This is a genomic window from Aquimarina gracilis (genome assembly GCF_035285365.1).
Taxonomy (GTDB): Bacteria; Bacteroidota; Bacteroidia; order Flavobacteriales; family Flavobacteriaceae; genus Aquimarina; species Aquimarina gracilis.
Genome location: NZ_JAYKLX010000001.1, coordinates 181,722 through 195,893, shown reverse-complemented (window position 1 = coordinate 195,893; position 14,172 = coordinate 181,722). Strand labels below are relative to the sequence as shown.

The following is a 14,172-nucleotide window of genomic DNA, read 5'->3' as shown; positions in this document are numbered from 1 at the left end:
TTTACAAAGCAAAGTGTTACATGCAATACGTGTGAGGGATAGGAGCAAGCTACTGTGTAGCGTGGATAGCCCGACCGTAGAGAAACGAAGGACGCACCATAAGTCAAATAATAAAGAATTATAAACTTAAAATGAAAGTTACAGATCACATAAAACAAGCTAATGGTAAAACATTATTTTCTTTTGAATTAATACCCCCGCAAAAAGGAAGGAGTATTCAAGAATTATACAATAATATAGATCCATTAATGGAATTTAATCCTCCCTTCATTGATGTTACGACATCACGAGAAGAATTTATTTATATAGATCGAGATGGTCTTTTGGACAAAAAACTGACACGCATGCGTCCTGGGACGGTTGGGATATGTGCTTCAATTAAGCATAAATATGAAGTGGATACTATTCCTCACGTTCTTTGTGGCGGATTTACCAAAGAAGAGACCGAATACTTGTTGGTAGATTGTCATTATTTGGGTATTGATAATGTAATGGCATTACGAGGCGATGCCATGAAAGAAGAAAAATATTTTACACCTACAAAAGGTGGACATTGTTATGCCAATGAGTTGGTACAACAAATAGTAAATATGAATCGAGGTCAGTTTTTGCATGAAGTGATTGAGACTGATAACAAATCAAACTTTTGTGTTGGAGTAGCTGGATATCCGGAAAAACATCTGGAAGCACCCTCGATGGATTCTGATATCCGTAGATTAAAAGATAAAGTAGATGCAGGAGCGGATTATGTTGTCACCCAAATGTTTTTTGATAATAAAAGATACTTTAATTTTGTAGAAAGAGCCAAAGAAGCAGGTGTTAATGTCCCCATAATCCCAGGCATTAAACCCGTTGCAGTAAAAAGACATCTTCAACTGTTACCACAGGTGTTTAAGCTTGACATGCCCGATGAGCTTGTACAAGCTGTTGAAAAATGCAAAACGAATAAAGAAGTAAGAGAAGTGGGTATAGAATTTGCCATCCAGCAGTCCAAAGAATTAATGGCATATGGTGTGCCCGTACTTCATTATTATTCTATGGGAAAATCTGATAATATTAAAAAAATAGCATCGGCAATTTTTTAAGGGTAAAAACGTTTTTCAGTGTATCTTTTGGATATAAAATAGGTTGTTTTACTTTAATTACTACTTTTGCCGGATGATAAAACGGATATACCTATTAGTATTTATTACCTGTTTTCAGTGTTGGGCTCAAGAGGAATCAAAACCCTATTATGCATTTGATGTGAATAATTTTTATGGTACAATCCTTAAACATAACCCGGATATCTCACATTTAATTACGGGGCATCCTACAGGTGTAATTTTGTCTTTTCAACGTAAAACTTTTGGAGATGAAGAGTGGCAAAGACTATATAACAATCCAGAGTATGGGGTTTCATTTATTTATCATGATTTAGATAATAGATATCTTGGAGAACATTTTAGTCTATATGCACATTATAACTTCTATTTTTTAAAAAGACATTTAATGTTTAGACTGGGTCAGGGAATGGCCTATAGTACAAATCCATATGACGAGGACGATAATTTCAGGAATGTTGCTCATGGTTCTCATTTAACCAGTGCTACTTACTTGTTATTAAATTTTAAGAAAGAAAATCTTCTTAAAAAGTTAGGACTTCAAGTAGGATTAGGAGTTGTTCATTATTCTAATGGGAATGCTCATGCCCCTAATAAAAGCACTAATACGTTGTTTCTGAATGCAGGGGTAACGTATTCGTTCGATGAAAATGTTCCTGTATACTTACAAAAAGAGAAAGGTGCAGTTAAAGGTTCTGAACCTTTTGGATATGGTTTTTTATTTAGAAGTGGGATCAATGAAAGTGACGTTGTTGATTCAGGTCAATTTCCATTTTATACCATTGGAGCATTTATAGATAAAAGAATAAACAAAAAAAGTGCATTTCAGCTGGGAACAGAATTGTTTTTTTCTAAGGCATTAGAACGATTTATTGATTTTAGAGCTAGTGGAGGCTTTAATGATGGCGTGACTGGAAATGAAGATGCCAAAAGAGTAGGAATGTATTTGGGTCATGAATTACGAGTGAATGCGATTTCGGTAATAACCCAATATGGTTATTATGTGTACTATCCATTTGATTTTGAAGGGCAAACATATTTAAGAGCTGGACTCCGATATTATTTTACTAAGAATATTTTGGGAGAGTTTAGCGTTAGATCTCATGCAGCCAAGGCAGAAGCTATGGAGTTTACTATAGGATACAGATTATGAAAAAGATTATATATATACTTGTCGCAATTTTCTTGTATAGCTGTGATTCTGAAAATGCTTCCGATTGTTTTCAAAGAACCGGAAATATCGTTAGAGCTGAAGTAAATGTTCCAGATTTCACCAGAATTTTGGTTAACCCCAACGTAGAATTAATACTCAAGCAGGGAGAAGATACATCTGTTATTATTGAAACGGGCGATAATTTATTGAATGAAGTATCTGCGGTAGTTGAGGGAGATCGACTTATTCTTAATGATACTAATGACTGTGCTTTTTTTAGGGGTTTTAATCAGACCAAGATTTTTGTTACCGCACCCAATATTACAGAAATAAGAAGCGCAACTCAGTTTGACATTTCTTCAGATGGTATATTAACCTATCCTTCATTAAGATTATTGTCTGAAGACTTTAATGAAGATACAGGAACCACAACAGGTTTTTTTAATTTACAGATTAATTCTCAAAACCTGGCCGTGACGTCAAATAATATAGCCTCTTTTTTGCTATCTGGAGAAGTGCAAGATCTTGATGTAGGATTTTTTTCGGGTACAGGAAGATTTGATGGTACCGACCTAGTTGCTCAAAATGTAAATATCTTTCATCGTGGTACAAATAAAATTATTGTTAACCCACAAGAATCAATTACAGGAGAGATTCGCAGCACAGGAGATGTTATTGCGGTGAATACCCCTCCAATTATTGAAGTCGAGCAATTTTTTACAGGCAGACTTATTTTTCTTTAAGCTTTTCTCTTTTTTATTGCGGTAAATGCATATAAATACTGTGGTTTTGTATCCTCAGATTGTATAGGATTATTCATACATTTATGTAAGAACTTTATATGTAAACATAATCTCACTAAGGACAAATACGATGAAAGAGGATCAAAAGATTTTAGGAGGTTCCTTATTGGGTAAAGATGAGAATTACCTAAAAAAAGAATTATATGACCTTATAAAAAAGGATAACATACTTTTCGATTTTTTGCAAGAGGCTGCGTTGGACGGATTATGGTTTTGGGATTTGAATCAACCAGAAAATGAGTGGATGAACCCTAAATTTTGGATTACATTAGGGTATGATCCTAAAGAAATGCCGCACAAGGCATCCTCATGGCAGGATATTATCCATAAAGATGATTTAAAAGATGTATATGCCAATTTTGCAAAACATTCCCAAGATCCATCTTATCCATATGACCAAATTGTAAGATATAAACATAAATTAGGTCATACAGTGTGGATTCGATGTAGAGGGATTATTATCAGGGACCAAGATGGGAAACCACAAAAAATGCTCGGAGCGCATACAGATATTACCGAGATTAAGGAAAAAGAGCAAGAACTTAGGCTCACATCCGCTTTTTTCGAACAAGTTATAGATGGTACTAATTTGGGAACCTGGCAATGGAATGTAAAAACTGGCGAGACTATTTTTAATAAAAGATGGGCCGAAATTATTGGGTATACATTAGATGAGTTGAAACCAGTATCAATCGATACATGGATGAAGCATGCCTACAAAAAGGACCTGGAAAAATCTAACAAGTTATTACAAGATCATTTTGAAGGTAAAACACCGGTTTATGAGTGCGAAGCCAGAATGATTCATAAAGACGGAAGTCTAGTTTGGGTATTAGATAAAGGAAAAATAGTGAGTTGGGATACCGAAGGTAACCCAGAATGGATGGTAGGGTCCCATCAAGAGATAACAGAAAATAAAAAGGCATATGAAAGGAATAGATTATTTATTCAACAGGCTCCAACAGCAATAGCAATGTTTAATGAAAATATGGAGTATCTGGCGGCTTCTCAAGAGTGGTTTAGTGTTTTTAACATTAAAAACAAAGACATAATAGGGACATCATATTATGATATTTTACCCAAGATCGGAAATCAATGGAAACGCAATCATCAAGAATGTCTTAAAGGAAAGGTGATTAAAAATAATGAAGAGCGTATTGAAAAAGAAGATGGTTCAATTCAATGGTTAACATGGGAATTTCGTCCATGGTTCGCAGATGAAAATAAAGTTGGCGGTATAATTATACATGCTTTAGATATTACCAAGATAAAAAGGGAAGAAGAATTAAAATCGTTATTGGCCGTTGCCGAAGATCAAAACAGAAGACTTAGAAATTTTGCTCACATTGTCTCTCATAATCTTAAATCTCATTCGGGCAATTTTGAAATGCTATTGGATTTGTTAGTTCAAGAAAATCCTATAATAGCAGAGAACGAAATCATAAAACTTTTCAAAACAGCTTCTGAGCATTTGTCGGAAACGATAATACATTTGAACGAAGTAGTTTTAATGAATACATCGGTAGATGAAAATTTGATAGAATTGAATTTATGCGAAGTTACTGATAGGACAGTAAAAAGCGTATCGGCAATTTCCACGGAAACTCAAGTTATAATCAATAATAAGATTAAACCAGGGATTAATGTTTTAGGAATTCCAGCATATCTGGATAGTATTTTGCTAAACCTTATTACTAATGGAATTAAGTATAGGTCTAAAAATAGGGACAGTTACGTTTCTTTGAGTGCCTATACAGATGAAAAGTATGTCGTACTTTGTGTAGAAGATAATGGATTGGGTATCGATTTAAAAAAACATAGAGCCAAGTTGTTTGGGATGTATAAGACTTTTCATCATAATAAAGATGCTAGAGGTATTGGGTTATTTATAACAAAAAATCAGGTTGAAGCAATGGGAGGTAAGATAGAGGTAGAAAGCGAAGTTGATAAGGGAACCCTTTTTAAAATTTATCTGAAGCATGAAAAAAATTGATATAGCTTGTATCATCGATGATGACCCTATCTTTGTTTTTGGGGTAAAAAAAATAATGGAGATCATTGGTTTTAGTAAGAGTTTGATGGTTTTTAGAAATGGAGAAGAAGCTTTAAACAATTTGAAAGCTATAGTGTCTGCAAACGAAAAATTACCCGATGTAATATTGTTAGATCTTAATATGCCCATACTGGACGGTTGGCAGTTTTTAGATGAATTTGTAAAAGTACCTTGTGAAAAGAAAATTATTATTTATATAGTTTCTTCATCAGTTGATCCAGAGGATATATTAAAAGCAAAGTCGTACGAATTCGTTAGCGATTATATAGTAAAACCAGTCACCGTAGAAAAGCTTAAAGGAATACTGCGTAATTTGGAAGAAGTAAATTGATATACTCCTTTTCTTATTTTTTGGTTATGGATTGGTTAATTCTCTAAATAAGCTTTCAAGATTTTTATTCTTTCTTGATAATTGAAGAATTTTAAGCGTATTGTCGTGAGCAAAATCGAAAACCTTTGGGCGCATATCAACATTAGTGTCAAAAGTTATCTGATAGATGAAGCCATGAATATTTTTAACTTCTCTTACATTGGGAAGTTTTAGTAAAAAAGCTTCTTCAACTCTATAATCAAATTCAACTTCGATGATTTGTTCATTTTTATCTATCAATGCATCCAGTCTTTTATCGGCAACAATATTTCCATTGTTAATAATGATAACCCGGTCACACATTGCCTCTACCTCTTGCATAATATGAGTCGAAAGAAAAACGGTTTTCTCTTTACCAATAGAGGTGATTAAATCTCTTATTTCAACAAGTTGATTTGGGTCCAAACCAGTTGTGGGTTCATCCAAAATTAAAACCTGTGGATCATGTAGTAAAGCGCAAGCCAAGCCCACACGCTGTCTATACCCCTTCGAGAGTTGTCCAATTTTTTTACTTGCCTCAGGAGTTAACCCTGTTAAGGAAATAACTTCCTCAATTCTTGATTTAGAAACATTATATATTTGAGCATTAAATAACAAGTATTCTCTAACATACATTTCAAGATATAATGGATTATGTTCAGGAAGGTATCCAACACTCCGTTTAACTTCAATAGGTTGGTCATTAATGTCAAATCCATTTACCAGGGCACTACCTTCATTGGGGTTTAAATAAGTAGTTAGGATTTTCATTAGTGTCGATTTACCGGCTCCGTTAGGGCCCAAAAAACCAACAATTTCGCCTTGTTTAACATCAAAAGAAATTGTGTTTAATGCTTTTTGATCGCCATAATATTTTGAAATGTTAGATATCGATATTGACATGTATGTTAAGTTTTTCTCAAAAATAGAGATTTAGATCTCTTAATGTAACGAGAGTTAAGAAATATTATGATTTTGACTTAAATATAAAATTCTGACGTATGCTTAATCTCTTTAAGCACAAAAGTGCTATTTAAAACGCCAATGTTTTCGATTTTTGAAAGCTTTGTTTTTACGAAGTCATGATATTCTTCAAGACTTTTTGTGTGTATCTTAAGTATAAAATCTACTTGTCCCGCCATGTGATAGCACTCTTGCACTTCTTGAAGGTTTTGTATTTGCTCTTCAAACTTTTCGATGAAAGCTTCATTGTGATATCTCATAGAAACTTGACAAATTGTGGTTACAGATCTGTCAATTAGTTTTTTATCTAGAATTGCTACATATTTTTTAATGAATCCTTGTTTTTCCAATCTTCGAATACGTTCATAAACCGGAGATGGAGTTAGACTTAGAATATTGGCAATCTCCTTGGCTGTTTTTTTTGAATCTTCTTGTAAAATTCTGAGAATGGTAATGTCTATTTTGTCTAAATCTTCCATAGCGCTACATAAAAATTACTTCAAAAGCATATATTAAATAGTAAGATTAAGTAAATATAGCTTTATTGTGATAGTAAAACAGTAAATATCACTTAATTTAATTAAAAAAGTGGCTATAAAAGCTACATTTTGTAATTTGCTAAGTGAATAATACTTTTAATATGAATACAGAAACAAAAGTTTTAGTCATAGGAGCTAACGGTCAGTTGGGATCTGTTTTGATAGGAGCGCTTCAACAAAAATTCGGAATTGATAATGTTGTGGGTTCCGATTTAAAAAGAAAAGAAGGCTTTGAAGGGATATTTGAAATAGCAGATGCCACAGATCAACCTAGAATTCAAGAGCTGGTTACCAAATATAAGATAACCCAGATATATCATCTGGCGGCTATACTCTCTGCACGCGGAGAAGAAAACCCACTACTTACTTGGGATATTAATATGAAAACTTTGTTCACCGTACTCGAAGTTTCCCGATTAAATAATATTGACAGGGTATTCTTTCCAAGTTCGATAGCCGTTTTTGGAACTGGAGCACCATTGGATAATACTCCCAATAATGCTTATTTGGATCCCGCTACGGTATATGGTATGAGTAAGGCTGCCGGAGAAAATTGGGTACAGTATTACTTCTTCAAATACGGACTTGATGTTCGATCGCTTAGGTACCCAGGCGTTATCGGTTATCAGTCCCTGCCAGGTGGAGGTACTACAGATTATGCGGTAGATATTTATCATAAAGCTGTTCTTGGTAAAGAGTTTACCTGTTTTTTGAAAGAAGATACTACTTTGCCTATGATATTTATGCAGGATACTATTCGGGCCACATTAGAATTAATGGATGCTCCAAAAGAACAGGTCAAAATTCGAACTTCATACAATTTGGCAGGAATTAGTTTTTCTCCTGCTGAAATAGTAGCAGAAATTCGTAAATTATATCCTGATTTTAAAGTGAACTACAAACCAGATTTTAGGCAGGAAATTGCGGCAAGTTGGCCAAAAACTATTGATGATAATGCGGCCGCTAGGGATTGGGGTTGGAAACCAGAATATAACCTTGAAGGAATTACCACAACAATGATTCAAAAACTTAAAGAAAAGTACAAAACAGATTCAAAAAACCTTAAAACAATACTTTTTTGATTTTGTCAATGCAAAAGAGCGTATACTAATAGAAAAAAAGAACAAAATATGTTTTCTAATATAAAAGAAGATTTACAGAAAGAATTAGATGAAATAAAAGCCGCCGGGCTTTATAAATCAGAGCGTATTATTACCACTCCCCAAGGAGCAGAAATAGATACTACAAAAAGCAAACATGTGCTAAATTTTTGTGCTAACAACTATTTAGGGCTTTCTTCGCACCCAGATGTTATTAAAGCAGGTAAAGAGGCTATTGATTCTCATGGATATGGATTGTCGTCGGTACGTTTTATTTGTGGAACTCAGAATATTCATAAAGAATTAGAGAAGAAGACAGCAGCGTTTTTGGGAATGGAAGATTGTATTCTGTATGCTGCTGCTTTTGATGCAAATGGTGGGCTTTTTGAACCTATTTTAGGCCCGGAAGATGCTATAATTTCTGATGCTTTAAATCATGCCTCTATAATTGATGGGATTCGTTTATGTAAAGCCAAGCGCTTTAGATATGAACATAATAATATGGTAGATCTCGAAAAGCAATTGGTACAGGCGCAAGATGCAAGAAGAAAATTGATCGTTACCGATGGGTCTTTTTCTATGGATGGAACCATAGCACAATTGGATAAAATTTGTGATTTGGCCGATAAATATGGCGCTATGGTTATGATTGATGAATGTCATTCGACGGGGTTTTTGGGTAAGACAGGACGAGGAACCCACGAATACCGAAATGTGATGGGAAGGATAGATATCATTACAGGTACATATGGAAAAGCACTTGGTGGTGCCTCTGGTGGATTTACAGCTGCCCGAAAAGAAATTGTAGAAATGCTTAGACAACGATCTAGACCTTATTTGTTTTCAAATACAGTTGCGCCGTCAATTGTTGGCGCTTCAATAAAAGTGTTGGATCTTTTAAGTTCTTCAACTGCACTCAGAGACAAGTTAGAAGAAAATACAAAGTATTTTAGATCCGAAATGACAAAAGCCGGATTTGATATTATTCCCGGTGATCATCCAATCGTTCCGGTAATGCTGTATGATGCAAAATTGGCCCAGGAATTTGCTGCAAGATTATTAGATGAAGGGATATATGTAATAGGATTCTTTTATCCTGTGGTTCCCAAAGAAAAAGCCAGAATACGAGTACAATTATCTGCAGGACATGAACGTCATCACCTCGAAAAAGCAGTAAAAGCTTTTGCAAAGGTAGGTAAGGAGCTGGGAGTGATTTAATTACGAACGTTTGTTAGTGGTTCAAAATATAGAAAATTGATAGTGTAATGATCATTTTATTCAAAATATTTCATTGAAGTTCTCGAAAATTTTAAAATTTGATGATAATGCCTCTTTGAAGGTGAAAAAAACAAAAAAAGATTTTTAATAGTGATAGTTTTAGCTACTTTAGCAATGTAGATTTAATACAACAATGAACAACATATTTACTTGGAACCGATTTTATTTTTTCTTCTTTTATTTTAAAAGTAAGATCGGGATTGCTATGTAGATAATAGTTGAAGATATAGTTAGAATCCCGATGTAAAATCGGGATTTTTTTTTGACAAGAAAATTTAAAACGTTTGAGAAAAAAAGTTGCCATACAAGGAATAAAAGGTTCATACCACCATGGAGTTGCACAGGCATATTTTGGTGAAAATATTGATATAGATGAGTGTATGTCTTTTCAGCAATTGGTTCATAGTTTAGAAGATAGAAAAAGTACTGATGCAGTAATGGCTATCGAAAATTCTATTGCGGGATCGATAATTCCAAATTATGCATATATCGATGAGCACGATCTTACTATAAGTGGAGAGTATTTTCTACCGATACATCATTGTTTAATGGCTCTTGAAGGTCAGAAAATTACCGATATCAAAGAAGTGTATTCGCACCCAATGGCTTTGTTACAATGTAAAGAATTTTTTAGAGAACACCCACACATTAAGTTGGTTGAAGATGCTGATACCGCAGACGTGGCAAAAAGAATTCAAGAACAAAAATTAGTGGGTGTGGCCGCAGTAGCCGGAGAGACTGCTGCAGCTATTTATAACCTTACTATTCTTGCAAGAGAAATTCAGACTATTAAATCAAATAGCACCCGATTTTTTATCCTAAATACTAGAGAAAATTCGGGTATAGAGAAAAAGGAAATAAATAAGGCATCGTTAAAATTTCTTACAGATCATAAAAGAGGAAGTTTGGCAACGGTGCTTAATGTAATGAGTGATTGTAATTTGAATTTAACCAAAATACAATCTTTGCCTATTATCGATATGCCATGGAAATATTCGTTTTTTGTAGATGTTACTTTTAACGAGTATAAAGATTATGAAAAAGCTATGTCGATTTTAAAAATCATGGCATTAGAACTAAAAGTACTAGGAGAATATAAAAATCAAAACGGATGAGTATTCAAACCGCTAAAAGATTAGAGACTGTAGAGGAATACTATTTCTCTAAAAAACTAAGAGAAGTGCGAAGCTTGGTGGCTTCAGGTAAACCGATTCTTAATATGGCTATTGGTAGTCCAGATTTAGATCCTCCGGCAGAGGTAGTAAAGGCAATTCAAGAGGCAGTAGTAGTGGATGGCGCACATAAATATCAAAGTTATCAGGGTTTACCAGAGTTAAGACAGGCAATTGCAGATTTTTATAAAGATAAATATGGTGTTGCATTAAATCCAGAAAATGAAATTTTACCCTTAATGGGATCCAAAGAAGGAATTATGCATATTTCATTGGCTTATCTTAATGAAGGAGATGAAGTATTAGTGCCTAATCCTGGATACCCAACTTATACTTCGGTTACTAATCTAGTAGGGGCAAAACCAGTTTTTTATGATTTGGTTGAAGAAAATAATTGGGAACCCGATTTTCATAAGCTTTCAAAAATGGATTTGAGTAAAGTGAAGATTATGTGGATAAACTATCCAAATATGCCTACAGGGGCTCCCGGAAACATAGAGATGTTTAAGAAAATGATTGCTTTTGCCAAAAAACATAGTATTCTATTGGTCAAAGACAATCCGTATAGTTTTATTCTTAATGATAGTCCTGTAAGTATTTTGTCGATTGATGGAGCCAAAGAGGTGGCGTTAGAATTAAACTCTTTGAGTAAGACTTTTAATATGGCCGGCTGGAGAGTAGGAATGGTAAGTGGAAGTATTGATAAAATCGAAGCTATTCTAAAAGTAAAAAGTAATATGGACAGCGGAATGTTTCAAGGGATACAAAAGGGAGCTATAGCTGCTTTAAAAATCTCAAATGGTTGGTATGATAAAATGAATTCGATTTATAGTAAACGAAGAGAATTAATATGGGAGCTGGCGACACTTTTGGGGTGTACTTATGATAAGACATCTAGGGGCATGTTTGTTTGGGCCAAATTACCCAAAGGAACCGATGCAGTAGATTTTATAGATACGATACTATACAAGAATGATATATTTATCGCACCTGGGGATATTTTTGGAAGTAATGGCAAGGGATATATTCGTTTTTCACTATGCGTTACGCAAGAAAACATTAAAGAGGCTATTAATAGATTACAAGTTACAGTATGAAGGTATTTGTAGTAGGAATAGGGCTAATTGGCGGGTCTTTTGCAATAGATATTAAAGCGGCATTTAACGAAGCCGAAATTTATGGAGTTGATCGCAGCGAGGAGAATCTTAATAAAGCATTAGAGCTAGGTGTGATCGATCAAAAAGCAACGCTCCCAGAAATAGAAAAAGCCGCTATAGTTATTATTGCTATTCCTGTAGATGCTACTGTAAGTATAATTAACGAAGTTTTAGATCGGGTTTCCGATAATTGCTTGGTTTTTGATGTAGGATCGACAAAGAAAAAGCTGTGCGAGATGGTTGCAAGTCATGACAAGAGACGAAACTATTTGGCGGCACATCCAATTGCTGGAACCGAGTTTTCAGGACCGCAGGCAGCTATAGCAAACTTGTATAGAGGTAAAACCAATATTGTTTGTGAAGTTGAGAAAACTGCATTTAAGCTACAGGAAAAAGGAATGGAAATTTTTTCAAGATTAGGAATGAGAATTCGATATATGGATCCTGTATCGCATGATAGGCATATTGCTTATGTTTCTCATCTTTCACATATTAGCTCTTTTATGTTAGGTAAAACAGTAATAGAAAAAGAGAAAAATGAGAGAGATATTTTTGATATGGCAGGTAGTGGTTTTGCATCTACGGTAAGACTTGCCAAAAGTTCTCCGGATATGTGGGCACCTATCTTTAAGCATAATAAAGAAAACGTAATTGAAACATTACAAGAATACATTGCAAATCTTACCCAATTTAAAGAGCTTATGGAAAAAGATGATTTTGATGAAATTTATAAAGAGATGAAAGACACTAATCATATTAAAACAATTCTGAAAGGAATTTCTTAAAAGTAACCACAAAAAAATAATAACAATACAGAATAAAAATCGATATGGAAAATAAAAAAGAACTTAGAAACTGGTTGGATGAATACAACTTAGAACATCCATTAGTTATTGGTGGACCATGCAGTGCAGAAACAGAAGAGCAAGTGGTAAAAATTGCACATCAACTCAAAGACTCAGATGCTACCATACTGCGCGCTGGAATTTGGAAACCCAGAACCAGGCCGGGGAATTTTGAAGGAGTAGGTGCATTGGGGTTAAAATGGCTTCAAAGAGCGAAAGAAGAAACGGGGATGAAAATAGCTACCGAAGTAGCAAATCCGCATCATGTGGAGCTAGCACTTGAGCATGGCGTAGATGTTCTTTGGATAGGGGCCAGAAGTACCGTATCACCATTTATCGTGCAAGATATTGCAGATGCCTGTAAAGGAATCGATAATCCGGTTTTGATCAAAAACCCTATAAATCCAGATCTTTCTTTGTGGCTAGGTGCTGTTGAACGTTTTTACACAGCCGATGTCAAAAATTTAGGAGTAATTCATAGAGGGTTTTCAACCTATGAAAAAACAAAGTACCGCAATATTCCAGAATGGCAAATTCCAATTGATCTGCAAAATAGATTTCCAGACCTGCCATTGATATTGGATCCATCTCACATTGCCGGGAGAAGAGATCTTATCTTTGATCTTTCTCAAACTGCTCTCGATCTTAACTTTGACGGATTAATCGTAGAAACGCATTATGATCCCGATAATGCATGGAGTGATGCTAAGCAGCAAATTACACCTGAAACTTTAATCCAGTATATGAAAGATTTAAAAATTCGTAAAGCAGTAGGAGAGGATGAAGCATATCAAAAAGCATTAAGCGAATTGCGTGCAAAAATTGATATTGCCGATAACCAACTGCTCGAAGTGTTATCAAAAAGAATGAAAATCTCTGATGAAATTGGTAAAGTAAAAGCCAAGCAAAATGTGGCGATTCTTCAATCTAAACGTTGGAACGAAATCTTAGGAAGAATGATTCTTGAAGGAGAAGAAAATGGATTAAGTGAAGAGTTTATCTTAAGAATTTATAAGGCGATTCACCAGGAATCTATAAATCACCAAAAAAAGATAGCCAGAGGATAGTAAAATGCCATTTGTTGGTAATCAACAAGTGGCATTTTTAATATGTAGTAGTTTTATTTTTTTCTTTTAAAGGTGTAACGAGTTACATAAATCCCGTTACCATCGCCTTTACCTCCAAAACTTTCTACACCACTGTTTACAAAAGCAAGTTCCCAACCTTGAGTAGACATTTCGTTGATTTTTGAAGTTACTATTGCATCATTAGCAGCAATGTTCTGAAAACGGATTCCACCAAGGTTAAAGAAATTTAAGAGTTTGGTTTCGTCAAAACCTTTTACGCGAATATCTCCTCGGTCAGATTTATTTCTTTTATCATCTTGCCCGGTACGGGTAGAGGTATACTCTTTGTAATCACGTGTTTCATTGGTGGTAAGCATTCTTGATCTACCTAAACCATTAGGAACAATAGATTCAATAACGGTAACGATTTGAAATTCATAAACATCTTGAGCAATGGTTGTGTTTAAACCAAGAAAGAGTAAAGCGATTAATACTAAGTTTTTTTTCATAATGATTTTCAATTTTAAGATTATTATCAGCAACTGGATCAATAGTTATGCCATATTTTTTTCAATAAAGAAAAAATTAAG

At 34.4% G+C, this 14,172-nt stretch carries 14 protein-coding genes; 11 read left to right on the top strand and 3 right to left on the bottom strand.

Features of this window, described 5'->3' with window-relative positions; genetic code table 11:
• Positions 1 to 131 precede the first annotated feature (131 nt).
• The 5 genes from metF to U6A24_RS00750 all read left to right on the top strand — a co-directional run bounded on the left by metF (position 132) and on the right by U6A24_RS00750 (position 5,443).
• Positions 132 to 1,085 carry a methylenetetrahydrofolate reductase [NAD(P)H] gene (gene metF, locus U6A24_RS00770; protein ID WP_324178022.1) on the top strand — a complete coding sequence of 318 codons (954 nt, stop codon included), beginning with the start codon at positions 132 to 134 and terminating at the stop codon, positions 1,083 to 1,085.
• Between the two features lie 73 nt (positions 1,086 to 1,158).
• Positions 1,159 to 2,256, top strand: a complete 1,098-nt coding sequence (locus U6A24_RS00765; protein ID WP_324178021.1) for an acyloxyacyl hydrolase — start codon at positions 1,159 to 1,161, stop codon at positions 2,254 to 2,256.
• Entirely contained in the window at positions 2,253 to 2,999 is a 747-nt protein-coding gene (locus tag U6A24_RS00760) for a head GIN domain-containing protein (RefSeq protein ID WP_324178020.1), read from the top strand. Before U6A24_RS00765 ends, U6A24_RS00760 begins: the two co-directional genes overlap by 4 nt.
• A gap of 130 nt (positions 3,000 to 3,129) precedes the next feature.
• Positions 3,130 to 5,052, top strand: a complete 1,923-nt coding sequence (locus U6A24_RS00755) for a PAS domain-containing sensor histidine kinase (RefSeq protein WP_324178019.1) — start codon at positions 3,130 to 3,132, stop codon at positions 5,050 to 5,052.
• Positions 5,039 to 5,443 (top strand): response regulator, encoded by a 405-nt coding sequence (locus tag U6A24_RS00750; protein WP_324178018.1) that lies wholly within the window; start codon positions 5,039 to 5,041, stop codon positions 5,441 to 5,443. Before U6A24_RS00755 ends, U6A24_RS00750 begins: the two co-directional genes overlap by 14 nt.
• A 24-nt stretch (positions 5,444 to 5,467) precedes the next feature.
• Here the strand turns inward: U6A24_RS00750 and gldA are convergent, their stop codons facing one another.
• On the bottom strand, positions 5,468 to 6,364 hold the full coding sequence (gene gldA, locus U6A24_RS00745) for a gliding motility-associated ABC transporter ATP-binding subunit GldA (protein WP_324178017.1): 897 nt from the start codon (positions 6,362 to 6,364) through the stop codon (positions 5,468 to 5,470).
• 77 nt (positions 6,365 to 6,441) lie between these two features.
• Positions 6,442 to 6,903 (bottom strand): Lrp/AsnC family transcriptional regulator, encoded by a 462-nt coding sequence (locus tag U6A24_RS00740; protein ID WP_324178016.1) that lies wholly within the window; start codon positions 6,901 to 6,903, stop codon positions 6,442 to 6,444.
• A 161-nt stretch (positions 6,904 to 7,064) separates the two neighbouring features.
• Between U6A24_RS00740 and U6A24_RS00735 the strand changes: the two genes are divergently transcribed.
• The 6 genes from U6A24_RS00735 to U6A24_RS00710 all read left to right on the top strand — a co-directional run bounded on the left by U6A24_RS00735 (position 7,065) and on the right by U6A24_RS00710 (position 13,582).
• The gene (locus tag U6A24_RS00735; RefSeq protein ID WP_324178015.1) at positions 7,065 to 8,045 is read left to right on the top strand and encodes an NAD-dependent epimerase/dehydratase family protein; all 981 of its coding nucleotides are present in this window, start codon (positions 7,065 to 7,067) and stop codon (positions 8,043 to 8,045) included.
• A gap of 48 nt (positions 8,046 to 8,093) precedes the next feature.
• Complete coding sequence (gene kbl / locus U6A24_RS00730; protein WP_324178014.1) at positions 8,094 to 9,281, top strand: glycine C-acetyltransferase; 1,188 nt, start codon at positions 8,094 to 8,096, stop codon at positions 9,279 to 9,281.
• A 344-nt stretch (positions 9,282 to 9,625) separates the two neighbouring features.
• Positions 9,626 to 10,456, top strand: a complete 831-nt coding sequence (locus tag U6A24_RS00725) for a prephenate dehydratase (protein ID WP_324178013.1) — start codon at positions 9,626 to 9,628, stop codon at positions 10,454 to 10,456.
• Entirely contained in the window at positions 10,453 to 11,610 is a 1,158-nt protein-coding gene (locus U6A24_RS00720; protein ID WP_324178012.1) for a pyridoxal phosphate-dependent aminotransferase, read from the top strand. Before U6A24_RS00725 ends, U6A24_RS00720 begins: the two co-directional genes overlap by 4 nt.
• On the top strand, positions 11,607 to 12,455 hold the full coding sequence (locus U6A24_RS00715) for a prephenate dehydrogenase (protein ID WP_324178011.1): 849 nt from the start codon (positions 11,607 to 11,609) through the stop codon (positions 12,453 to 12,455). The genes U6A24_RS00720 and U6A24_RS00715 overlap by 4 nt, the downstream gene beginning before the upstream one ends.
• Positions 12,456 to 12,499: 44 nt before the next feature.
• Positions 12,500 to 13,582 carry a bifunctional 3-deoxy-7-phosphoheptulonate synthase/chorismate mutase type II gene (locus U6A24_RS00710; RefSeq protein ID WP_324178010.1) on the top strand — a complete coding sequence of 361 codons (1,083 nt, stop codon included), beginning with the start codon at positions 12,500 to 12,502 and terminating at the stop codon, positions 13,580 to 13,582.
• Between the two features lie 53 nt (positions 13,583 to 13,635).
• Here U6A24_RS00710 and U6A24_RS00705 read toward each other — a convergent pair whose 3' ends face one another.
• Positions 13,636 to 14,091: a hypothetical protein gene (locus U6A24_RS00705; protein WP_324178009.1), complete on the bottom strand. Its 456-nt coding sequence runs from the start codon at positions 14,089 to 14,091 to the stop codon at positions 13,636 to 13,638.
• Between the last annotated feature and the right edge of the window lie 81 nt (positions 14,092 to 14,172).

Bases quoted from the DNA above. Each gene is read 5' to 3' on its own strand.
- U6A24_RS00765 (WP_324178021.1), top strand. From the start codon at position 1,159: ATGATAAAACGGATATACCTATTAGTATTTATTACCTGTTTTCAGTGT.
- U6A24_RS00720 (WP_324178012.1), top strand. From the start codon at position 10,453: ATGAGTATTCAAACCGCTAAAAGATTAGAGACTGTAGAGGAATACTAT.
- kbl (WP_324178014.1), top strand. From the start codon at position 8,094: ATGTTTTCTAATATAAAAGAAGATTTACAGAAAGAATTAGATGAAATA.
- U6A24_RS00750 (WP_324178018.1), top strand. From the start codon at position 5,039: ATGAAAAAAATTGATATAGCTTGTATCATCGATGATGACCCTATCTTT.
- metF (WP_324178022.1), top strand. From the start codon at position 132: ATGAAAGTTACAGATCACATAAAACAAGCTAATGGTAAAACATTATTT.
- U6A24_RS00710 (WP_324178010.1), top strand. From the start codon at position 12,500: ATGGAAAATAAAAAAGAACTTAGAAACTGGTTGGATGAATACAACTTA.
- U6A24_RS00760 (WP_324178020.1), top strand. From the start codon at position 2,253: ATGAAAAAGATTATATATATACTTGTCGCAATTTTCTTGTATAGCTGT.
- gldA (WP_324178017.1), bottom strand. From the start codon at position 6,364: ATGTCAATATCGATATCTAACATTTCAAAATATTATGGCGATCAAAAA.
- U6A24_RS00705 (WP_324178009.1), bottom strand. From the start codon at position 14,091: ATGAAAAAAAACTTAGTATTAATCGCTTTACTCTTTCTTGGTTTAAAC.
- U6A24_RS00740 (WP_324178016.1), bottom strand. From the start codon at position 6,903: ATGGAAGATTTAGACAAAATAGACATTACCATTCTCAGAATTTTACAA.
- U6A24_RS00715 (WP_324178011.1), top strand. From the start codon at position 11,607: ATGAAGGTATTTGTAGTAGGAATAGGGCTAATTGGCGGGTCTTTTGCA.
- U6A24_RS00735 (WP_324178015.1), top strand. From the start codon at position 7,065: ATGAATACAGAAACAAAAGTTTTAGTCATAGGAGCTAACGGTCAGTTG.
- U6A24_RS00755 (WP_324178019.1), top strand. From the start codon at position 3,130: ATGAAAGAGGATCAAAAGATTTTAGGAGGTTCCTTATTGGGTAAAGAT.